This window comes from Gordonia sp. NPDC003376 (genome assembly GCF_053589235.1).
On sequence record NZ_JBSFRM010000008.1, the window covers coordinates 39058 to 60948 of the forward strand.

The window sequence follows — 21891 nt, forward strand, 5'->3', positions numbered from 1 at the left end:
CGGACGGTGTCTCGCGGCGGTCCGGTCGGTGGGGCAGGCCGGGTCATACGGGATCGGGCGGCGTCGACACCGGGATCTCCACCCCACGCAGCCGCTGCGAGATCACCGTGGTGATGCCGTCACCGCGCATGCTCACGCCGTACAAGGCGTCGGCGATCTGCATGGTCGGCTTCTGGTGCGTGATCACGATCAGCTGCGACCGCTCCCGCAGCTGCTCGAACAGACTGATCAGGCGCCGCAGGTTGGTGTCGTCGAGGGCGGCCTCCACCTCGTCCATCACATAGAAGGGAGACGGGCGCGCCCGGAAGATCGCGACCAGCATCGCCACCGCGGTCAGCGACTTCTCGCCACCGGACAACAACGACAACCGCTTCACCTTCTTGCCCGGCGGACGGGCCTCCACCTCGACACCGGTGGTCAGCATGTCCGACGGATCGGTCAGCACCAGCCGTCCCTCGCCACCCGGGAACAGGGTGGAGAAGACCTGGGCGAACTCGCGCTCGACATCGGCGTAGGCCTCGGTGAACACCTGCAGGATCCGTGCGTCGACCTCCTCGACCACCTCGAGCAGGTCCTTGCGCGCCGCCTTGACGTCCTCGAGCTGCGCGGACAGGAAGTTGTAGCGTTCCTCGAGTGCCGCGAACTCCTCGAGGGCGAGGGGGTTGACCTTGCCGAGGGTGGTGAGGTCCCTCTGCGCCTTCTTGGCACGGGCCTCCTGGGTTTTGCGGTCGTAGCCCATCGGAGCGGGTGCCACCACCTGCTCGCCGCGGGCCTTGGCGGCCTCGTACTCGCTCATCTCCAGCGCCGACGGCGGCATCGGGATGTCCGGGCCGTACTCGGCGACGATGTCGTCGGGCGACATCGCGAACGACTCCATGATCTGCTCTTCGAGCTGTTCGATCCGCAGGGCCGACTGTGCGCGCGCCACCTCGTCGCGGTGCACCGCGTCCTTGAGCGTGTTGAGTCGCTGGGTCAGGGTGGCCGATCGGGTCTTGAGTTCGTCGAGGGTCGCGGTCCGCTCACGGCGTACCTGTTCGAGTTCGTCGCGGCCGGCCTGTGCCGTCGCCACCGCCGACACCAGGCGCTGCGCCAACTCCCCCGCCGACGCCGCGACCGCCGCGGCGACGGTGGCGGCCTGTCGGCGGACCTCGTTCTGCAGGCGGGCGCGTTCTCGGGCGTCACGTTCACGTTCGGCGGCGCGGCGGAGCGAGTCGGCCTTGCCACGAACCGAGGCGAGCCGCTCCTCGGCGGTCCGCAACGCCAGCCGCGCCTCCATCTGGGTGTTGCGCGCGATCGCCACCGCCTCGGCCGCGATCCCCCGCTCGCCGCTGTCGACGTCGGCCGGTTCCTCCGCGCCCTCGTCCTGGGCCATACTCAGCCGCTGTTCGAGTTCCTCGAGTCGGGCGACGGTCTCGGCCCGCCCCTCCTCGGCCTTGTCGCGCTGGCGGGCGAGGCGGTCGCTCTCGGCCTGCGCCGCACGGATGTCCTGGCCCAGGCGGGCGAGCTGCTCGTAGGCGCCACCCACCGCACTGTCGGATTCGTGCAGTGCCGCCAGGGCCTCCTCGGCCGACTCGCGACGTTCCTGCTGTTCGGTGAGGGCACCGTCGAGGGCCGCGGTCAATTCCTCGGCGCGCCGGCGGGTGGCGGTCAGTTCGTCGGATGCGGTGTCGATCGCGGACTGCACCTCCAGCGTCGACGGCCGGTGCGCGGACCCGCCCTCCACCGCGGCGCTCGAGATGCGGTCGCCGTCTCGGGTCACCGCGCGTACGCCGAGGTTGCGGGCCACGTCGAGTCCCAGCGCTGCCGAGTCGACGACGACGGTGTCGCCGAGGATCATCTCGATCGCACCGCGGATCGGTTCCCGGCAGTCGACGACGTCGCTCACCCACCGAGCGCCATCCGGCAGGGACCTGCTGCGGTCGGGGCGGATGCCGTCGGGGTGGATGCTGTCTGGGCGGATGCTGTCTGGGTGGATGCTGTCTGGGCGGATGCTGTCTGGACCGCCGATGATCAGCGCTCCCCGACCACCGTCACCGGCCTTGAGCGCATCGAGTGCACGCAGCGCCGCATCCGGGTCGGCGGCGGCGACGGCGTCGACCGCGCCGCCGAGGGCCGCAGCCACCGCGGCCTCGAAACCGGCCCGAACGGTGATCTGCTCCGATGCCGGGCCGAGCAGCCCGTCGGGAGCGTTGGCCAACAGCCACGCACCACCGTCGTTGCGTTCGAGGCCCACCGACAGCGCCTCGATCCGCGCCGACAGCGAGGCGATACGCTGGGCGGCCTCCCGCTCCTCGGCCTGCAGGGTGGCGACCCGCTCGTTGGAGCGGTTCAGCGCGGTGACACAACGTTCGTGGTGCTCGTCGAGTCCGCGCTCGGAGGTCTCGAGCTCCCCGAGCGACGCCGCGACGCCGTCCTGCTCGACCTGTGCGTGCTGGACACGTTCGGCGGCAGCCGCGATCGCCGCGGTCAGGCGGGCGGTCTCGGCGTCGACGGAATCGGCCTTGGTACGCAGACTGTCGACCTGGCCCTCGAGACGGGCGAGACCCTCGCGGCGATCGGCGATGGCCCGCACCGCGGCCATATGTGCCTGTTCGGCGGCCGCGGCGGCACGTTCACGCTCTTCGAGTTCGACCTGGGCGGCCTCGAGTCCTTCGGCGGCGGTCTCCACCGCGAAGGTCATCTCGGCCTCGTTCTCGGCGGCCTCGAGGGCCTGCTCCTCGAGTTCCTCGGGGTCGGGACCGGTCGACTCGCCGACCGGTTCGTCGAGGTAGCGGCTGCGTTCGGCGGCGACCCGGCCGGTGGCGTCGACACGCTCGGCCAGTGCCGAGAGGGTGAACCAGGCGCGGCCGGCGGCCTCGGCGGCCGGGATCACCTGCGCGAGGTGTTCCTCCTGTGCGGCGAGGTCGGCGTTCACCGCGTCGAGCTCGGTGGCCACGTCGTTCTGTTCACGGCGGATCTGGTCTTCGACCTCGGTGTGTTCGGCCATCTCGCCACGTCGGGTCACCAGGTCGTCGGCGGCCAGCCGCAGCCGCGCATCGCGCAGGTCGGCCTGGATGGTCTGGGCGCGGCGGGCCACCTCGGCCTGCCGGCCGAGCGGCTTGAGCTGCCGGCGCAGTTCGGCGGTGAGGTCGGTCAACCGGTCGAGGTTGGCCTGCATCGACTGCAGTTTGCGGACGGCCTTCTCTTTGCGCCGACGATGCTTGAGTACACCGGCGGCCTCCTCGATGAAGGCACGACGATCCTCGGGCCGCGATTCCAGGATGGTGGCCAGGCGGCCCTGACCGACGATGACGTGCATCTCGCGGCCGATACCGGAGTCCGAGAGCAGTTCCTGGACGTCCATGAGCCGGCATGTGCTGCCGTTGATCTCGTACTCACCGGCGCCGTCGCGGAACATCCGCCGGGTGATGGACACCTCGGAGTACTCGATCGGCAGCGCGCCGTCGGCGTTGTCGATGGTCAGGGTCACCTCGGCGCGGCCCAGCGGGGCGCGGCCGGAGGTGCCGGCGAAGATGACGTCCTCCATCTTGCCGCCGCGCAGGGCCTTGGCCCCCTGCTCCCCCATCACCCAGGTCAGGGCGTCCACGACGTTCGACTTGCCCGACCCGTTGGGACCCACCACGCAGGTGATGCCGGGCTCGAAGCGCAGGGTCGTCGCCGACGCAAAGGACTTGAAGCCTTTGAGGGTGAGCGACTTGAGGTGCACGGCAGTCAAGCCTACTTGAGCAGGCCGCTGTGGTGGCCGTAGGCCGTAGCCCGCGTGGTGCGCCGCAAACCCTCCACACTTGCGCAGATACACCCCCACTTTCCCGGGGTATTTGCGCAAGTGTGGAGGGTGTGAGAGGTCATTTCTCGACGAAGCCGGTGAGATCACCGCGCGGGGTGTCGAAGGCCTCGACGACGAGGTCCACACTCCCCGGCGTTCGCCCCGACCGCAGCAGGTCGATCAGTGCGATGACCTTGTCGTCGGGTCCTTCGGCGACCACGCGCACCCGGCCGTCGGCCTGGTTGGCGGCGTAGCCGACGAGCCCGAGTTCCAGGGCACGCGCCCGGGTCCACCAGCGGAAGCCGACGCCCTGCACATGTCCGTGCACATAGGCGGTCACGCGGGTGTCGCCACTCATCGGATCACTCCGTCTCGATGCGCAGGTCGACGGTGGTGCCGGCCTTCAGGGTGCGGCCCACGGTGCAGACCGCGTCGATCGCGCGCTGTACGACGACGAGCAACCGTTCGGCCGCCTCGGGATCGAGTTCGGATAGGTCCACCTCGAGGACCTCCTCGAGTCGCGGGTAGAGCTCGTTCTCGCGGTCGGCGGCCCCGGATACGCGGATGGTGGCGTCGTACTCGTCACCGAGGCGTCGCGAAAGCGGCCGATCCGATGACATGCCGGTGCAGGCGGCCAGCGCGATCTTCAGCAGTTCACCCGGGGTGAACACGCCCTCGACGTCCTCGGACCCCACCAGCACCTGCGCCCCACGCGAACTGTGCCCGGTGTAGCGGCGGGTACCGGTGCGCTGCACCCACAGCTCGGTGTGCGGCGCGGCGTTCGCATCGGTCTGCTGCCCTGCGGTCTGCTGCTCGGTGGTCATCGCGGATGGAACTCCTCGCTCGGCGATCGGTGGAAAGGGATCGGTGGGATGGGATATCCGACGCCCGGTCAACGTCGGAGCGGGCGGCTTGCTTCCCGGGTCAGTCGCCGGCGCGGACCGATGGCCGACGCTGACACCCCGGGCAGGAGAACGAACTGCGGTTCATGAACTGCTCGCGGCGCATCAGTCGACCGCACCGGCGGCACGGTTGTCCGGCTCGACCATAGGCGTTCAGTGACCGCTCGAAGTAGCCGGACTGTCCGTTGACGTTGACATACAACGCGTCGAATGACGTCCCGCCGACTGCGAGCGCCTGCGCCATCACCTCGGTCGCGGCGTCGAGCAACTCACGAATCCGCTTGGGCGCCAACGTGTCCGTCATCCGTGTGCCATGCAGCTTGGCGCGCCACAATGCCTCGTCGGCATAGATGTTGCCGACCCCGGAGATCACCGTCTGATCGAGCAGGGCCCGTTTGATCTCGGTGTGTTTGGCCCGCATCCGGGCGACGACGACCTCGCGGTCGTAACCCGGATCGAACGGGTCGGGTGCGATGTGGGCGACCGACGCCGGTACCTGTTCGCCCGGCCGGAACGGGTCGTCGACCAGTTCGTCGACATGCCAGCCACCGAAGGTCCGCTGGTCGACGAAGCGCAGTTCGGCACCGAGCGGGTCGTGTCCGGGATCGCCGTCGAGTCCGGCCCGAATCCGTAGGTGGATGTGATCGGGGACATCGCGCTGCGAGATCAGCATCTGCCCGCTCATCCCGAGATGCACGACGAGTGCGGCGTCGTCGGTGGCGTCGGAGACCTCGAGCCACAGAAACTTGCCACGGCGTCGGGCCGCGGTCACCGTCTTACCGGTCAGTCTGCCGATCAGGTCGGGCGCACCACCGGGATGGCGACGGACGGCACGCGGATGGGCCACCTCGACGTCGGTGATCCGACGGCCGACGACGTGGTCGGCGAGACCGATGCGGACGGTCTCGACCTCGGGGAGTTCAGGCATCCGCGATCACACGGCGACGGCTAGACATCAGCCGACGCAGTATCCGAACGATCCGAGATCGCCTGCCACGCAAGGGCTGCGGCCTTCTGCTCGGCTTCCTTCTTGGTCCGTCCGACACCGCTGCCCATCTTCTCGCCGGCGACCACCGCGGTGGCGGTGAACTCCTTGCTGTGGTCGGGGCCGGTGGAGGAGATCTGATACTGCGGGGGCCCGAAGCCGCGCTCGGCGCTGAGTTCCTGCAGGGATGTCTTCCAGTCCAGGCCCGCGCCGAGATGTCCGGAACGATCGATCACGTCGTCGAACAGGCCGAGGATCACACGCCGCGAGGTCTCGAGACCGTGTTCGAGATAGATCGCCCCGAACAGGGACTCCATGCCATCGGCGAGGATCGAGTCCTTGTCCCGGCCACCGGTGAGTTCCTCACCGCGACCGAGGTACAGGTAGTGGCCGAGCCCGTGCTCACCGAGATCGCGCGCGACGTCGGCCAGGGCGTGCATGTTGACCACGCTGGCCCGGATCTTGGCCAGCTCCCCCTCCGGGCGGTCCGGGAAACCCACGTACAGCCGCTCGGTGATCACCACGCCGAGCACCGAGTCGCCGAGGAACTCCAGACGCTCGTTGGTGGGCAGACCGCCGTGCTCGTAGGCGAAGGAGCGGTGCGTCAGCGCCAGCGTCAGCAGGTCGTCGGAGATCTCGGTACCGACCGCGGTCAGCAGGGAGGCGAACTCGGTGGCCTCGGTGCCCTTGCGGGATCCGCCGGTCACTGCTTGTCCTGCCGTTCGGCGTCCTCACCGGGGGCGGGACCATCGGCAGGCTTCAGATCGGCGAACTTGCCGGCCAGACCCGCCCAGCGCGGGTCGATCTTCTCGTGTCCGTGTCCGGGTTCGGCAACGGCCAGCCGCACACCACACTCGCTGCACAGCCCCTGGCAATCGTCCTCGCACAGCGGCGACATCGGCAGCTCGAGGGCCACCGCGTCGATCACCGACTGCTCGAGGTCGATCCGGTCGTCGACGATCCGATGGATGTCGTCGGCGTCGGTGGTCTGCTCGGTCTGGCTGTCGGGGTAGGCGAACAGCTCGGTGAGGAACACCGTGACGGTGCCGTCGAGCGGTTCCAGGCAGCGCGAACACTGCCCGGCGGTCTCGCCGCACACCGTTCCGGTCACGAGCACGCCCTCGCTGACCGCCTCCAGGCGCAGATCGAGATCGACGTCGGACCCCGCGGGGATCGCGATCATCTCGACGCCGAGGCGTTCGGGGGCGGTCACGGTCCGGTGCACCTCGGACATGGTGCCGGGTCGGCGCCCGAAGGACCGGATGTCCAGGACGAACGGATCACGGGCGACGGCATCGGTACCCGAAGCGGGCACTCCCGGGGTCACTGCATTTTCGGCCACATGTGCACGATACGCCCGGGTCAGGCAAGTATCGAATGCCCGCCCGGGCGCGTGTCGGCAGGTACGCTCAGACCGCCATCGGCGACGGCTGCTCGGCTTCCTGGCCCCGACCCCGACCACCGCGAACGGGTTCGTGGTCGACGCTGCGCGGGTACTCCACGTAATCGTGCATGCCGGCACCGGTCCGCAGCTGGTGCCGGCCGCGGTTCACCGACCGCAGCGTGTTGGTGAGGGTCTCCTCGAACTGGGCCAGCTTCTCGTCGACGTAGACGTCGCAGTCGCCGCGCAGCCGGTCGGCCTCGGCGTGGGCGGCATCGATGATGCGCTCGGCCTCGGACTTGGCCGCGGCCACCACCTCGGCCTCGCTGACCAGACGCTGCTGCTCGGCGATGCCGTCGGCCACCGACTTGTCGTAGGTGTTGTTGGCGGCGTCGACGGTGCGCTGCGCCTCGGCGCGGGCGCGGCCGGTGACCGCCTCGAACTCGCGGGCCGCGCTGGTCGACAGGCGACGGGCCTCCTCGGTGGCGTCCTCGACCAGCGACGAGCCGTGGTTCCCGGCCTCCTCGACCATGCGGTCGGCCTGGGCCTTGGCGTCGGAGAGAATGCGGTCGGCCTCGGCGCGGGCGTGCGCGAGGACCGCCTCGGACTCGGAGTCGGCACCGGTGACCACCGTGTCGGCGTGATCGCGCGCCTCCGACAGCAGCGTCTCCCGCTGGTCGAGGACGTCCTGCGCGTCGTCGAGCTCACCGGGGATGGAGTCCTTGATGTCGTCGAGGAGCTCGAGCACATCCCCGCGCGGGACCACACATCCCGCGGTCATGGGGACGCTCCGTGCCTCCTCGACGATCGCAACGAGCTCGTCGAGTGCTTCGAATACCCGGTACACAGCCACCCCAATCCGGCATCTGCCTTGGTTCCGTCGATGAAACGCTTGTGACTATTGTGCCGAATGTTGCGACTATGACGGCGGAGGCCCCTGTGGTCGGCGTGTCGTGTGATGCTATGGAGGTCGAAAACTCGAGGTCAACGCCCGGGAAACGGCAAAACCCTAGACCTGTCGTTCACCCGCGAGGACCGCCTGCAGCCGGTCGTGGATGTGTTCGGAGAGGAACGGACGCACATCGCCGCCGAGTTTGGCGACCTCCTTGACCAGCGAGCTCGACACGTGGGCGTAGCTCGGGTCGGTCAGCAGGAACATGGTCTCGACGTCGGCGAGTTCACGGTTCATCTGCGCCATCGGCAGTTCGTAGTCGAAGTCCACCGACGACCGCAGACCCTTCACGATCGCGTGGATGCCGTTCTGCGTCAGATAGTCGACGAGCAGTCCGCGCCACTTGTCGACGCGCACGTTGGGCAGATCGGCACAGTCGTGCCGGATCAGGTCGAGACGTTCGTCGACGTCGAACATCCCCCGCTTGTTGGGGTTGACCACCACGGTCACCACGAGCTCGTCGAAGCAGCGCGCCGCGCGCTCGACGACATACCGGTGGCCACGGGTGAAGGGATCGAAGGAGCCTGGGAGCACCGCACTTGTCATGCCGGTCAACCTACCTGCGACCCCGCCTCCGCCGACCCTCCCTCGGGCCCCGACCGCCTCCTCCGGCCGGACCATCCGACACTCCTGCCCGGCATACGGATCGATCAGGGTCGGTCAGGCCAGGCGGGCGACCTGGACCACCGTGTCGCCGTAGGTCTTGTCCACGATCACCTCGAACGATTCCGGCCAGTCGACTGCGCTGCGGCGATCCCGCTCGAGTACCACCAGTCCGTCCTCGGTCAGCCACCCGCCGGCCAGCGCGGTCAGGTCGGCGGCCATCTCCTCGTCACCGAGCGCATACGGCGGATCGGAGAAGACGACGTCGAACGGCCTGCCGGTCCCGCCGGCCAGATACGACGCCGCGGTGCCGGTGACGACGCGGGTCTCACGCGAGACCTTCAGCGACGACAGGTTCTTGGTGATCACCGCGGTGGCCCGCCGCCTGCTGTCGACGAACTCCGCATACGTCGCACCGCGGGAGAGCGCCTCGATCCCCAGGGCACCGGAACCGGCGTACAGATCGAGCACGCGCGCCTCGTCGAGGTCGATACGGGTGCCGAGCACGTTGAACACCGCCTCACGGACCCGGTCGGACGTCGGGCGGGTGCCCTCGTCGGGGACCGCGATGCGATGGCCACGAAACCGGCCGGCGATGATGCGTGTCATCCCGACATTGTCGCGCGTGCCCCTCCGGACCCGGGACCTATGCCCGATTCGGACATCGCCCGTTTGTTACAGGAATGTGTCCCACCTCACATCCGCTGGCTGAACTGGGCCGACGACGGTGTTTCGACGACCGATTCTCGTCGCTGGGTGAATTCGACGACAACGGTTGTTAGCGTCGAAAACCGTTATGAGCCCGTCCCCATCAAGAACGGCCACATCACCCCGAGCGCCATCCACGGCGCACACGCTGCGCGTCCCGACCGTCACCGACGGCGCAGCCATCCACCGGATCGCCGAGCGTTCACAGGTTCTCGACGTCAATTCCGGATACGCCTACGTCCTCTGGTGTCACGACTTCGCCGACACCTCGGTCATCGCCGAGATCGACGGCACCGCAGTCGGATTCGTCACCGGATACCGCAGGCCCGACGACCCGGCCACCCTGATGGTCTGGCAGGTGGCCACCGGAGAGTCCTACCGCGGCCTCGGAATCGCCGCGTCGATGCTGCATCACCTTCTCGATCGTACTGCGGCACAAGGTGTCTCGCGCCTGCAGACCACGATCAGTCCGGACAATCCCGCATCCCAGCGGCTGTTCGCGGCGGTGGCCGCCCAACGCGGCCTTCGGTTTTCACGGCGTGATCTGTTCGCGGCGGACCTGTTCCCGGATTCCCATCAACCCGAAGATCTCTACACCCTCGAACCTGATGGGTTCGATTCGACCGCTGACGCCACTTCGTAGGCGCCACAACGGTTTCTGCTGAACGCGATCACCCGATCGTGTCTGTCCGGCTACGCACGTCAGCGTATCCGGGCGCGATCCCACCCCTGGAGGTGTCTTTCCATGACCCTGCTCGACTCCCCTGTCGACGACGCGGTCCCCACCATCACCGACATGTCCGTGTTCGAACAGCACGAATCGGAGGTGCGCAGCTACTGCCGGAACTGGCCGACGGTCTTCGAGCAGGCACGTGGCTCCTGGCTCACCGACGTCCACGGTGACCGCTACCTCGACTTCTTCGCCGGTGCCGGCGCCCTCAACTACGGCCACAACAACCCGGTGCTCAAACAGGCCCTACTGGAGTACCTGGTGGACGACGGGATCGTGCACGGGCTCGACATGGCGACCGTGGCCAAGGCCCGGTTCATCGAGACCTTCCGGGACAAGATCCTGGAACCGCGCGGACTCGACCACAAGATCCAGTTCCCCGGCCCGACCGGCACCAACGCGGTCGAATCGGCACTCAAACTGGCCCGCAAGGTGACCGGCCGCGAATCGGTGATCGGATTCACCAACGCCTTCCACGGCATGACGCTGGGATCGCTGTCGGTCACCGGCAACTCGATGAAGCGTGCCGGCGCCGGAATCCCGCTGGTCCACGCCACCCCGATGCCGTTCGACAAGTATCTCGGCGGTGTCGTCGAGGACTTCACCTGGTTCGAGCGTGTCCTCGACGACTCCGGTAGTGGACTCAATCTGCCCGCCGCGGTGATCGTCGAGACCGTGCAGGGCGAGGGTGGCGTCAACGTCGCCCGTCCCGAATGGCTGCGCGGCCTCGCCGAGTTGTGTCGCCGACACGACATGCTGCTGATCGTCGACGACGTGCAGATGGGTTGCGGCCGTACCGGTGAGTTCTTCTCGTTCGAGGAGGCCGGCATCGTCCCCGACATCATCACCCTGTCGAAGTCCATCGGCGGATACGGACTTCCCCTGGCACTCACCCTGATCCGACCGGACCTCGATGTCTGGACACCGGGTGAACACAACGGCACCTTCCGCGGCAACAACCCGGCCTTCGTCACCGCCACCCGTGCGCTCGAGCACTACTGGGCCGACGACACGTTCTCCCGAGACATCCACATCAAGGGCCGCCAGATCGAGGAGGTGCTCACCGCGCTGGCCGGTCGCCACGAGGGAATGTCGACACGCGGTCGCGGCATGGTCCGCGGACTCGTCTTCGACGACGCAGCGCACGCCGGCGAGGTGTGCGCGCGGGCCTTCGAGTCCGGACTGCTCGCCGAGACGTCGGGGCCGTCGGACGAAGTCGTCAAACTGCTTCCACCACTGACCATCTCGACGGAGGATCTCGACCGTGGACTCGGGATTCTCGTCGACGCCACCGAGGAGGTCCTCGCATGATCGTTCGCACCACCCAGGAGATCACCGGCACCGACCGCGACGTCGCCGATCCCGCGGGCAAGTGGGTGTCCAAACGGATCGTGCTGGCCGGCGACGGTGTGGGATTCTCCTTCCACGAGACCACCATCGACGCCGGAACGGTCAACGAGTTCCACTACGCCCACCACATCGAGGCGGTATGGCTGGTCGAGGGCGAGGGCACACTGCACGACCGGGAGTCCGGTGAGAAGTATCCGCTCGGCCCCGGGACGATGTATCTACTCGACGGGCACGAACGCCACACCGTCACCGCCGACACCCGCATGCGGATGCTGTGCGTGTTCAATCCGCCGGTCGTGGGCGACGAGGTGCACGACGAGAACGGCGTGTATCCGCTGGTGACCTCGGCGCCCGGGCCCGGGCGTCACTCGTCCGGTTCCTGACCCACCCGCCGGATCCGGACCGGCCTATTCTGGACAGGGTGCGTACCCGTCCGCAGGCCGCCTGGATTCCGGCCGACCCGACCCCGGCCGATGCCGACGTCGACAGCTCGATCGCCCGCGTGCGCGGACTGCTCGACGGGGCCCGGATCGCGGCACTCACCGGGGCAGGGATCTCCACCGATTCCGGTATTCCCGACTACCGAAGCCCCGGTGCGCCCATCCGGACCCCGATGACGGCGCAGATGTTCCTGTCGTCACCGGAGTTCCGGCGCCACTACTGGGCGCGCAATCATCTGGGCTGGCGGCACATGGACGCCGCGCGCCCGAATGCCGGCCATCACGCGCTCACGGCGTTGCAGCGGCGGGCCCGGTTACGCGGGGTGATCACCCAGAACGTGGACATGCTCCACACCAAGGCGGGCACCCGCGGGGTGATCGAGTTGCACGGTTCGTATGGCCGGGTGCGGTGTCTGGGATGCGGATGGATCGTGTCCCGGCACCGCCTCGCCGACATGCTCGAGGAGCGCAATCCCGGATTCGCCGATCGCGTGGCGGGTCGGGGTGCGATCGAGGTGGCCCCGGACGCGGACATGGTGCTCCATGACACCGCCGACTTCATCGTCGCCGAATGCCCGATGTGTGGTGGAACCCTCAAGCCCGACATCGTGTACTTCGGCGAGAACGCCCCGAAAGATCTGGTTGAGCAGTCGTTTTCCCTCGTCGACGCCAGCGATGCACTGTTGGTGGCCGGGTCGTCGTTGACGGTGATGAGCGGCCTCCGGTTCGCACGTCACGCCCATCGGACCGGCAAGGTCCTGGTCGTCGTCAATCGTGGCGGTACCCGCGCCGACGACATCGCCGATCTCAAGGTCGATCACTACTGCGGCGTGGTGTTGCCTGCGTTGGTCGACTGAGTCGATCTGCTCGGGCGTGGGTCGACGTGGTTACCGACACGCTCATCTCACCGGGTTTCGACACGGGTCCTCGCCCTTCCGGCTCGGTCCCGGCTCAACCACCGAAACTAGTTGCACCAGTGTATGTTCGAGCCTACTTGCACCCGATACCCGACAACCGCCACACGATGGTTCAGCCGACGAGGAGCGAAGCGACCGACATCGTCGTCCCACCCGGTTTCGACACGGGTCCTCGCCCTTCCGGCTCGGTCCCGGCTCAACCACCGAAACTAGTTGCACCAGTGTATGTTCGAGCCAACTTGCACCCGATACCCGACAACCGCCACACGATGGTTCAGCCGACGAGGAGCGAAGCGACCGACATCGTCGTCCCACCCGGTTTCGACACGGGTCCTCGCCCTTCCGGCTCGGTCCCGGCTCAACCACCGAAACTAGTTGCACCAGTGTATGTTCGAGCCAACTTGCACCCGATACCCGACAACCGCCACACGATGGTTCAGCCGACGAGGAGCGAAGCGACCGACATCGTCGTCCCACCCGGTTTCGACACGGGTCCTCGCCCTTCCGGCTCGGTCCCGGCTCAACCACCGAAACTAGTTGCACCAGTGTATGTTCGAGCCAACTTACGCCCGATACCCGACAACCGCCACACGATGGTTCAGCCGACGAGGAGCGAAGCGACCGACATCGTCGTCCCACCCGGTTTCGACACGGGTCCTCGCCCTTCCGGCTCGGTCCCGGCTCAACCACCGAAAATAGTTGCACCAGTGTATGTTCGAGCCAACTTGCACCCGATACCCGACAACAGCCACACGATGGTTCAGCCGACGAGGAGCGAAGCGACCGACATCGTCGTCCCACCCGGTTTCGACACGGGTCCTCGCCCTTCGGGCTCGGTCCCGGCTCAACCACCGAAACTAGTTGCACCAGTGTATGTTCGAGCCTACTTGCACCCGATACCCGACAACAGCCACACGATGGTTGAGCCGACGAGGAGCGAAGCGACAAGTCGAGTCGAAACCTCCCACGCCCGAGCACACAACGCCACCACCATCGTAAGAACCACCAAACGGCAACCGCCACACGATGGTTGAGCCGACGAGGAGCGTAGCGACAAGTCGAGTCGAAACCCCCGCAGGCCGACCACACGACGCCACCACCGCAGACCCCGGAGGCTACACCGTCACCAGATCGTCGGCGTGGACGACGGGCCGTTGCAGGTCCGGCGGCAGATCGTTCGTCGACCGACCGATCATGGTCTCGACCTCGTCGGAATCATACGATGCGACGCCCCGGGCGAAGATCCCGCCGGTGACGTCCACCAGTTCCACCACGTCACCGTTGGAGAATCCGCCGCGCACGGCGAGAATCCCGGCGGCAAGCAGCGATCGGCGACGCTTGGACACCGCGGCCACGGCGCCGTCGTCCAAGACCAGCTGACCGTGGGTGTCGGCGGCGTGCCGCACCCAGAAACGCCTGGCCGACAACCGTTCCGGGCGTGCGGCGAAGACGGTGCCTGCCGAGGCCGAACTCAGAGCGGCCGCCGCGTCGGCGGCCGACGCCAGCAGGACGGGTACCCCACCGTCTGCGGCGAGACGTGCGGCGGCCAGCTTGGAGGCCATGCCGCCGGTGCCGAGAGCACCGCCGGAACCGGCGATCACGCCGTCGAGGTCGTCGGGGCCGTTCACCTCGGCGATGAATTGCGCGGGTCGTCCGTCGGGGCCGGGTTTGCGGGGGTCACCGTCGTAGAGACCGTCGACATCCGACAGCAGCACCAGGGCATCGGCGCTGGTCAGGTGCGCGACGAGGGCGGCGAGCCGGTCATTGTCACCGAACCGGATCTCGTTGGTGGCCACCGTGTCGTTCTCGTTGACCACCGCGATCGCCCCGAGCGAACGCAGCCGGTCGAGGGTGCGTTGGGCATTGGCATGGTGCGAGCGGTTGGAGATGTCGTCGGCGGTCAGCAACACCTGCCCGACGGTGCGCCCGTAGCGCGCGAAGCTGGTCCCCCAGGCATACGCGAGGGCGAGCTGCCCGACACTCGCCGCGGCCTGCTTGGTCGCGAGATCCTTGGGCCGCTTCTTCAGGCCGAGCGGCGCGATTCCCGCACCGATCGCACCGGACGAGACCACGACGACATCGGAACCGGCGCGCATCCGCGCCTCGAGGGCGTCGGCGAGCCGGTCGAGCCGGGCCATGTCGAGTCCGGTGCCGAGGTCGGTGAGCGCCGACGACCCGATCTTGACCACGATGCTGCGGGCATGCGCGATCTGTTCGCGGACATCGCTCATTCGTCGTCGGCCTCCTCGGGCAGACCGCGACGCAGGCGCCGTGCCTGTTTACGCTCGGCGGCACCGACACGATCGGACCGGTCGAGCCGGATGTCGGTGCCACGTCCGGTGATCGGGATCTCGTCACCGGTCGGGGTGGTGGGCTCCCAGTCGAAGGTCATGTCACCGATGGTCACCGCGGCACCCGGCTGCGCACCCAGCTTGGTGAGCTCGTCCTCCACGCCGAGACGGTTGAGGCGATCGGCGAGATAGCCGACTGCCTCGTCGTTTCCGAACTGCGTCTGCGCGATCCAGCGTTCGGGGCGCGCGCCACGCACGATGAAGCCACCCTCGATCTCCGGATCCGGGATCACGCTGAACTCGGACTCGTCGACCGCCTTGGGCCGGATCACGGCCCGCCGCGCCGCCGGCTTCGGGTGGGCCGCACGGTAATCGGCGACCATCGAGGCCAGGCCGTTGGTGAGTTCCTTCAGACCGGTGTGCGCCACCGCGGAGATCCGGTACACCGGCCAGCCGCGCGCGGCGATGTCGCTCTCCACGAGGTCGGCGAGATCGGCGGCGTCGGGAACGTCGATCTTGTTGAGGATCACCACGCGTGGACGTTCGGCGAGATCGCCGAGCCCGTGATCGGCGTCCAGTGCGGGCCGGTACGCGGCCAGCTCGGCCTCCAACGCGTCGATGTCGGACACCGGGTCGCGACCGGGTTCCAGTGTGGCGCAGTCGACGACGTGGGCGAGCACCGCGCAGCGTTCGAGGTGGCGCAGGAAGTCCAGGCCCAGGCCGCGCCCGGCGGATGCGCCGGGGATCAGGCCGGGGACGTCGGCGATGGTGAACACGTCACCGGCCGACTGCACCACACCGAGATTCGGCTGCAGCGTGGTGAACGGGTAGTCGGCGATCTTCGGCTTGGCCGCCGACAGCACCGACACCAGAGACGACTTACCTGCGGACGGAAAGCCGACGAGGCCGACGTCGGCGACCGACTTCAGCTCGAGGATGAGGTCGCGTTCCTGGCCCTGCTCGCCGAGCAGCGCAAAACCCGGCGCCTTGCGGGCCCTGGACGCCAACGAGGCGTTGCCCAGTCCCCCGCGACCGCCCTGGGCGGCCTCGAAGGTGGTGCCCTCACCGACGAGGTCGGCGAGGATGGTGCCGTCGGTGCCGAGGATGACGGTGCCGTCGGGCACAGGCAGGACCAGGTCGTCGCCGGTGGCACCGTCCCGGTTGTCACCCATGCCGGGCTTGCCGTTGGTGCCGCGGGCATGCGGACGGAAGTGGAAGTCGAGCAGGGTGTGCACCTGCGGATCGACGACGAGGCGCACCGATCCGCCGTTACCGCCGTTACCGCCGTCGGGACCGCCGAGTGGCTTGAACTTCTCCCGGTGGACGGAGCTGCAGCCGTGGCCCCCGTTGCCTGCGGCGACGTGGATGGTCACCCGGTCGACGAACCGCGACATGTCGATTCCTTCCGTTCGCGATCCTCACCGATGACGATCGCAGTTGAGACGAGTAGAGAGTGTGTCGAACCAATTAACTGTGTCGAACCACAACAACAGGGCGGGCCGGGTGCGTATGCCCCTGCCCGCCCTGTTGTGAGAGCTCTGGTGTTCCGATGAACCGCTCGGGTCAGGCCTGAGCGGTCTCCGGGACGATGTTCACGGTCTTGCGGCCACGCTTGGTGCCGAACTCGACCGCGCCCGCCGCGAGCGCGAACAGGGTGTCGTCGCCACCGCGACCGACGTTGACGCCCGGGTGGAACTTGGTGCCGCGCTGGCGGACCAGGATCTCACCGGCGCTGACCTGCTGGCCGCCGAAGCGCTTCACGCCGAGGCGCTGGGCATTGGAATCGCGACCGTTGCGCGAGCTGGACGCGCCCTTCTTGTGTGCCATCTGTCAGTCCTCCTGGGGAACAGGTGAGTCGATTTACTTGATACCGGTGACCTTGAGGACCGTCAGCTTCTGACGATGACCCTGGCGCTTGTGGTAGCCGGTCTTGTTCTTGAACTTGTGGATGCGGATCTTCGGGCCCTTCACGTGCTCGACCACCTCGCCGGTGACCGAGATCGCCGCGAGCTTGTCCGCGTCGGTGGTGAGAGTGGAGCCGTCGACGACCAGGGCCACCGGAAGGCTCACGGTGGTGCCGGGCTCGCCGTCGATCTTCTCGACCTTCACAATGTCGCCCTCAGCGACCTTGTACTGCTTACCGCCGGTCTTGACGATCGCGTACGTTGCCATCGAAGCTGTCCTCTTACTCATCATCTCGGGCCGTGGTCCGCCCTGGGGGAACCACGGGTTGTGTGGGTGTGTGCATCTGTCGTGGGCCGTGCGAGCCCCCGCGCGGTACGCCGGGATTCGCTCGGTCACTCCAGAGGGCCTGCCGACGGGATCTCCACTGTGCGCATGGTCCTGCGACAGGCACAGCTCGAACCCTCCGCCAGAGGCGACCAATCAAGATTACGGGAGCCCGTCGGTTCAGGTCAAACTCACCTCGGGGTCGCGTGTCGGTCACCGTGCCGGTGGACGGTGGTCACTCCTCCACCGGCGGACCGGCCGGACGTCCGGCGGCCCGTCGCCGCGGTCGGCGGTGTACCGCGACCGTGGTCTCCCCGTTCGACGACGATGCCGCCGGACCGAAGGTCGTGCGCGGCTCGGCCGCGACGTCGGGCAGGGTCAGCGTCGAGACCTCGGAGGTGTGCGTCGGAGACGCCGCCCGCCGCGCCGCACGGCGCCGGCGTGGGCGTCGCGTCGCGGTCTCGACCTGCTCGCCCGGAGCCGCGGTGGGCTCGGGTGCCGGGGTCTCGGTCGGCGGAGTGGCGGCCGGCTCGGTCAGCGGCGCTTCGACGACCTCGTCGCGGTCGGCCGACACACGCTCGTCGTCAGCATGTCCGGCCCGGGCCTGATCCGACGCGGTCTCGTGGCGCCCGTGTGCCGCGTGATCACCCTGTGCTGGGTGATCGACGTGCTCCGCGTGTGCGGCATGGTCGTGCTCGCCGTCTTCACCGTCGGGATGCGAGTGGGCGGCCATCGCGCGGAACATCGGGTGCTCACCGCGATGCTGCGCGGGCTTGGGTGCCGGCGGGGTCTGAGTCTGCTCCACCACAGCCGGTTCACCCTTGCGCTTGCCGCGCCGGGACCGCTTGGACCCCGAGCCCTCGCCGCGGGTGTTGTCGTCCGCGCGGACCTCGACCGGGCTCGAGTGCACGATCACGCCACGTCCACCGCACGCGGTGCAGGTGGTCGAGAACGCTTCGAGCAACCCGGTACCGAGCCGCTTGCGGGTCATCTGCACCAGACCCAGCGAGGTCACCTCGGAGACCTGATGACGGGTCCGGTCGCGGGCCAGCGCCTCGGTGAGGCGACGGAGCACCAGGTCACGGTTGGATTCGAGGACCATATCGATGAAGTCGACGATGATCATCCCGCCCAGGTCGCGCAGCCGCATCTGCCGCACGATCTCCTCGGCCGCCTCCAGGTTGTTGCGGGTGACGGTCTCCTCGAGGTTGCCGCCCGAGCCGGTGAACTTGCCGGTGTTGACGTCGATGACGGTCATCGCCTCGGTGTGCTCGATGATCAGCGTGCCGCCCGACGGCAGCCACACCTTGCGGTCGAGTGCCTTGGCGAGCTGTTCGTCGACGCGGTGCACCACGAACGAGTCCGGGGCGTCGGCATGGGCGCGCTCGAACTTCTCGACGCGCTCCAGCAGGTCGGGAGCCACCGCGCTGACATAGGTCTCGACCAGGTTCCAGGCCCGGTCTCCCTCGATGACCAGCTTGCGGAAGTCCTCGTTGAACAGGTCACGCACCACGCGGACCAGCAGGTCAGGCTCCTCGTAGAGAGCGCGCGGCGAGACCGATCCCTTGGCCTTCTTGGCCTCGGCGACCGACTCCTCGATGCCCTCCCACTTGTTCTCCAGGCGCTCGATGTCGGCGGCCAGGTCGTCGGCGCTGACACCTTCGGATGCGGTCCGGATGATCACACCGGCGTTGTCCGGGACGAGCTTGGAGAGGATCTGCTTGAGTCGCTTGCGCTCCACGTCGGGCAGCTTGCGGCTGATCCCGGTGGACGACCCACCGGGCACGTACACCAGGTAGCGGCCGGCCAGGGAGATCTGTGTGGTCAGTCGGGCACCCTTGTGTCCGACGGGGTCCTTGGACACCTGCACCACGACGTTGTCGCCGGGCGAGAGCGCCTGCTCGATCTTTCGCGATCCACCGTCGAGTCCGGCGGCATCCCAGTTGACCTCACCGGCGTAGAGGACGCCGTTGCGGCCGCGGCCGATGTCGACGAATGCCGCCTCCATACCCGGCAGCACGTTCTGGACTCGGCCCAGGTAGATGTTGCCGACCATCGAGGACGATGTCTCGGTGGTCACGAAATGCTCCACGAGCACGCCGTCCTCGAGGACAGCCACCTGCGTGTAGTCCTCGATCGCGGTGTGATCGGCGTGGTCGCCGTGATTCAGGGCGACGTTGGCGCTGCGCTCGCGCACCACCATGACACGCTCGACGGCCTCGCGACGCGCCAAGAACTCCGACTCGCTCAGGATCGGCGGACGACGCCGGCCGGCATCCCGACCATCCCGGCGACGCTGACGCTTGGCCTCGAGTCGGGTCGACCCGGAGATGCCCTGCACCTCGTCGCGGACCCGCTTGCTGCGCGGCTCACGCTCGTGGACGACGGTGTTCGGCGGATCGTCGGGCGATCCCTCGTCGGGCTCGTCGCCACCCTTCCGGCGACGACGGCGGCGCCGACGCTTCGAGGTCGGCACGGAATCGTCGTCGTCGGACCCGGACTCGTCGTCCGATCCGTCCTCGTCGGGTTCGTCGGCCGCGTTCTCCTCGGCCGTGTTCGCCCCGTTCCGGGAGCCGTGCCGCTTCTTTCTGCGGGCGCTCCCCGAATCGCCGTGCTCGGACTCGGTGCCCGCGGAATCGGCGTCATCCGAACCGGTGCCCGTCGACTCGACGTCTTTCGCGTCGGTACCCGTGGACACAGAGCCCTTCGAACCCGAGTCCTTCGAGTCGAGGGATTCCGGCTCCGCGGCGTGCACATCCGAGTCGGTCTCGTCATCGGACTCGTCGTTCTCGCCGCGCTCGCTCTGATCGCCGCGGCCACGCCCGCGCCCGCGGCGGCCACGACGGCGTCGACGCCGTGCCGACTCACCGTGCTGATCGTCATCGGTGGTCTCGCCGGCCGCCGACGCGGAGTCGGCCTCCGGCTCTGCCTCGGGCTCGGCGGCGCGCTCACCGGCACCGGTGTCGGCAGCGGGAGCCTCGGGGGCGGGCGGAGTGGTCTTCCGGGGGCGTGAGGGCGGCTCGGTCAGCTGCGGCTGGAGGAACAGCGGTCCGGCGACGACCTCGCCGACCGGCGACACGGGCTCATGGCTCACGGTCTCCACCGCCGAGAACAGGACGGAGGTGATCTCCGGCTGTGCTGACTCGGCCTGGACGACCTCGGTTCCGGCGGGCCCGGAAGCCTCGGTCTCGAGGGTCTCGGAAACCTCGGCCTCGGGCGTCGCCGGAGCCTCGAGGACCGCGGCCGGGACCTCGATCGACGTCTCCGTACCCGGGGCCTCGACCTCGGCGGTCTCCCCTGCCGGGGCCGCTGCTGCGGGGGCTTCTTCTGCAGGAGCCTCCTGCACCGGGGTCTCGGTGGCCGGGGCGTGATCGTCGACCTGCTCGATCACGGTCTGGGCGACGACGGTCTCCTCGACAGTGTCCTGGACGGGCTCGGCCGGAGTGGGCTCGGCCGGAACAGTCTCGGCCGGGGCCGGGGCGTCACCGCTGCCCGGTGCGACCTCGGTGGACGCCTCGGGTTCGACCGGCGCCTGGGTTTCCGGCTCGCCCACCTCGGTGGGAGCCGCGACCTCGGCGGTCTCTGGTGCCGGCTCGCGAACCAGTTTGGCGACGGCGTTGGCCTGGGCACGCTCGACGCTCGATTGTGGGCTGCGCAGATGCCATCCGAGTTCGGCCAGGTGGGCGATCACCTGTCGGCTGGTCAGCCCGAGGGCTCGGGCCAGCGCATGCACACGAAGCTTGTTGGGGAATTCTTCTTCCACCGGATCCGACGCTGCGTTCGCGTCAGCCGGTGACCCGTTGTCGGTCACTCGTTCTCCTCGAACCCCCGGGCGCGTCATCACGACGCGGCCACGCGAGGGCCTGTCCTGTGTCCCGGCGTCTGCCGGTGTTGTGTGGTCTCCGCGCCCGTCGGCTCCGATCGGGGCCGGTGGGCGCTCTTGCGGGTCGATGCGTATCGGACCGTTCTCCACGCCATCGTCGGCCGGCTGTGGCCCGCCGATCGGTCACCATCGGTGGCCGACCTCGATGGGGAGGACGGGTGGGCGGGCACTGATCGTTGCGTGCTGGTCCGTCCCGGTTCCGAACATCATCGGTGTCGTCTCGGACAAAGTGTGTCCGCGATAACCCCCCAAGTATCCCACACTGCGGGTCGACGCCCGCACACTACGTGCACAGCGCGCGTCGACCCGCGTGTCAGGGCGGGGTCAGGAGTCGATTTCGGGGAACCAGATCGCGATCTCACGCTCCGCGGATTCGGGCGAATCCGAGCCGTGGACCAGGTTGTTCTGGGTGCTCAGGGCATAGTCACCGCGGATGGTGCCGGGCACGGCCTTCTCCACCGGGTCGGTACCACCGGCGATCTGACGCCACGCCGCCACGGCGCGCGGACCCTCGACGACGGCCGCGACGAGCGGCGCCGACGTGATGAACTCCAGGAGTGCGGGAAAGAAGGGTTTGCCCTCGTGCTCGGCGTAGTGCCTGCGCGCCAGCTCGTCGTCGACCGTCTTCAGTTCGAGCGCGACGAGGGTCAGTCCCTTGCGCTCGATGCGGGCGATGATGTCGCCGACCAGGGAACGGGCGACGCCGTCGGGCTTGATCAGTACCAGTGTCCGTTCAGTCACGCCCACACCTTAG

General features: G+C 68.3%; 19 protein-coding genes. 4 read left to right on the forward strand and 15 right to left on the reverse strand.

Going from position 1 to position 21891, the window contains the following annotated elements:
* Positions 1-43 precede the first annotated feature (43 nt).
* The 9 genes from smc to rsmD all read right to left on the reverse strand — a co-directional run bounded on the left by smc (position 44) and on the right by rsmD (position 9198).
* Positions 44-3706, reverse strand: a complete 3663-nt coding sequence (gene smc, locus ACWDUA_RS10515; protein ID WP_449750966.1) for a chromosome segregation protein SMC — start codon at positions 3704-3706, stop codon at positions 44-46.
* A gap of 139 nt (positions 3707-3845) precedes the next feature.
* Positions 3846-4124 (reverse strand): acylphosphatase, encoded by a 279-nt coding sequence (locus ACWDUA_RS10520; RefSeq protein ID WP_449750967.1) that lies wholly within the window; start codon positions 4122-4124, stop codon positions 3846-3848.
* Positions 4125-4128: 4 nt separating this feature from the next.
* Positions 4129-4590 (reverse strand): OsmC family protein, encoded by a 462-nt coding sequence (locus tag ACWDUA_RS10525; protein WP_449750968.1) that lies wholly within the window; start codon positions 4588-4590, stop codon positions 4129-4131.
* A 100-nt stretch (positions 4591-4690) separates the two neighbouring features.
* Entirely contained in the window at positions 4691-5596 is a 906-nt protein-coding gene (gene mutM, locus ACWDUA_RS10530; protein WP_449750969.1) for a bifunctional DNA-formamidopyrimidine glycosylase/DNA-(apurinic or apyrimidinic site) lyase, read from the reverse strand.
* A 20-nt stretch (positions 5597-5616) separates the two neighbouring features.
* On the reverse strand, positions 5617-6360 hold the full coding sequence (gene rnc, locus ACWDUA_RS10535; protein ID WP_449750970.1) for a ribonuclease III: 744 nt from the start codon (positions 6358-6360) through the stop codon (positions 5617-5619).
* Complete coding sequence (locus tag ACWDUA_RS10540; RefSeq protein ID WP_449750971.1) at positions 6357-6995, reverse strand: YceD family protein; 639 nt, start codon at positions 6993-6995, stop codon at positions 6357-6359. The genes rnc and ACWDUA_RS10540 overlap by 4 nt, the downstream gene beginning before the upstream one ends.
* Positions 6996-7062: 67 nt before the next feature.
* On the reverse strand, positions 7063-7881 hold the full coding sequence (locus ACWDUA_RS10545) for a DivIVA domain-containing protein (RefSeq protein WP_449750972.1): 819 nt from the start codon (positions 7879-7881) through the stop codon (positions 7063-7065).
* Between the two features lie 162 nt (positions 7882-8043).
* Positions 8044-8532, reverse strand: a complete 489-nt coding sequence (coaD, locus tag ACWDUA_RS10550) for a pantetheine-phosphate adenylyltransferase (RefSeq protein ID WP_053778759.1) — start codon at positions 8530-8532, stop codon at positions 8044-8046.
* A 114-nt stretch (positions 8533-8646) separates the two neighbouring features.
* On the reverse strand, positions 8647-9198 hold the full coding sequence (rsmD, locus tag ACWDUA_RS10555) for a 16S rRNA (guanine(966)-N(2))-methyltransferase RsmD (protein ID WP_449750973.1): 552 nt from the start codon (positions 9196-9198) through the stop codon (positions 8647-8649).
* 187 nt (positions 9199-9385) lie between these two features.
* Here rsmD and ectA point away from each other — a divergent pair, with 187 nt between their 5' ends.
* The 4 genes from ectA to ACWDUA_RS10575 all read left to right on the forward strand — a co-directional run bounded on the left by ectA (position 9386) and on the right by ACWDUA_RS10575 (position 12674).
* Entirely contained in the window at positions 9386-9940 is a 555-nt protein-coding gene (ectA, locus tag ACWDUA_RS10560; RefSeq protein WP_449750974.1) for a diaminobutyrate acetyltransferase, read from the forward strand.
* A gap of 102 nt (positions 9941-10042) precedes the next feature.
* Positions 10043-11338, forward strand: a complete 1296-nt coding sequence (gene ectB / locus ACWDUA_RS10565) for a diaminobutyrate--2-oxoglutarate transaminase (protein ID WP_449750975.1) — start codon at positions 10043-10045, stop codon at positions 11336-11338.
* The gene (locus ACWDUA_RS10570) at positions 11335-11760 is read left to right on the forward strand and encodes an ectoine synthase (protein ID WP_449750976.1); all 426 of its coding nucleotides are present in this window, start codon (positions 11335-11337) and stop codon (positions 11758-11760) included. The genes ectB and ACWDUA_RS10570 overlap by 4 nt, the downstream gene beginning before the upstream one ends.
* 38 nt (positions 11761-11798) lie before the next feature.
* Complete coding sequence (locus tag ACWDUA_RS10575; RefSeq protein WP_449750977.1) at positions 11799-12674, forward strand: Sir2 family NAD-dependent protein deacetylase; 876 nt, start codon at positions 11799-11801, stop codon at positions 12672-12674.
* A gap of 1175 nt (positions 12675-13849) precedes the next feature.
* On the opposite strand, the gene proB is transcribed toward ACWDUA_RS10575, so the two are convergent.
* The 6 genes from proB to ndk all read right to left on the reverse strand — a co-directional run bounded on the left by proB (position 13850) and on the right by ndk (position 21878).
* The gene (proB, locus tag ACWDUA_RS10580; protein WP_449750978.1) at positions 13850-14965 is read right to left on the reverse strand and encodes a glutamate 5-kinase; all 1116 of its coding nucleotides are present in this window, start codon (positions 14963-14965) and stop codon (positions 13850-13852) included.
* Positions 14962-16419 carry a GTPase ObgE gene (obgE, locus tag ACWDUA_RS10585; protein WP_449750979.1) on the reverse strand — a complete coding sequence of 486 codons (1458 nt, stop codon included), beginning with the start codon at positions 16417-16419 and terminating at the stop codon, positions 14962-14964. The genes proB and obgE overlap by 4 nt, the downstream gene beginning before the upstream one ends.
* A gap of 169 nt (positions 16420-16588) precedes the next feature.
* A complete protein-coding gene (gene rpmA, locus ACWDUA_RS10590; RefSeq protein WP_020791075.1) occupies positions 16589-16852 on the reverse strand; it encodes a 50S ribosomal protein L27 in 264 nt (87 codons plus the stop codon).
* A gap of 33 nt (positions 16853-16885) precedes the next feature.
* Positions 16886-17197 carry a 50S ribosomal protein L21 gene (gene rplU, locus ACWDUA_RS10595; protein ID WP_020791077.1) on the reverse strand — a complete coding sequence of 104 codons (312 nt, stop codon included), beginning with the start codon at positions 17195-17197 and terminating at the stop codon, positions 16886-16888.
* 292 nt (positions 17198-17489) lie between these two features.
* Positions 17490-21065, reverse strand: a complete 3576-nt coding sequence (locus ACWDUA_RS10600) for a translation initiation factor IF-2 N-terminal domain-containing protein (protein ID WP_449750980.1) — start codon at positions 21063-21065, stop codon at positions 17490-17492.
* 396 nt (positions 21066-21461) lie between these two features.
* A complete protein-coding gene (gene ndk / locus ACWDUA_RS10605; protein WP_449750981.1) occupies positions 21462-21878 on the reverse strand; it encodes a nucleoside-diphosphate kinase in 417 nt (138 codons plus the stop codon).
* Positions 21879-21891 lie beyond the last annotated feature (13 nt).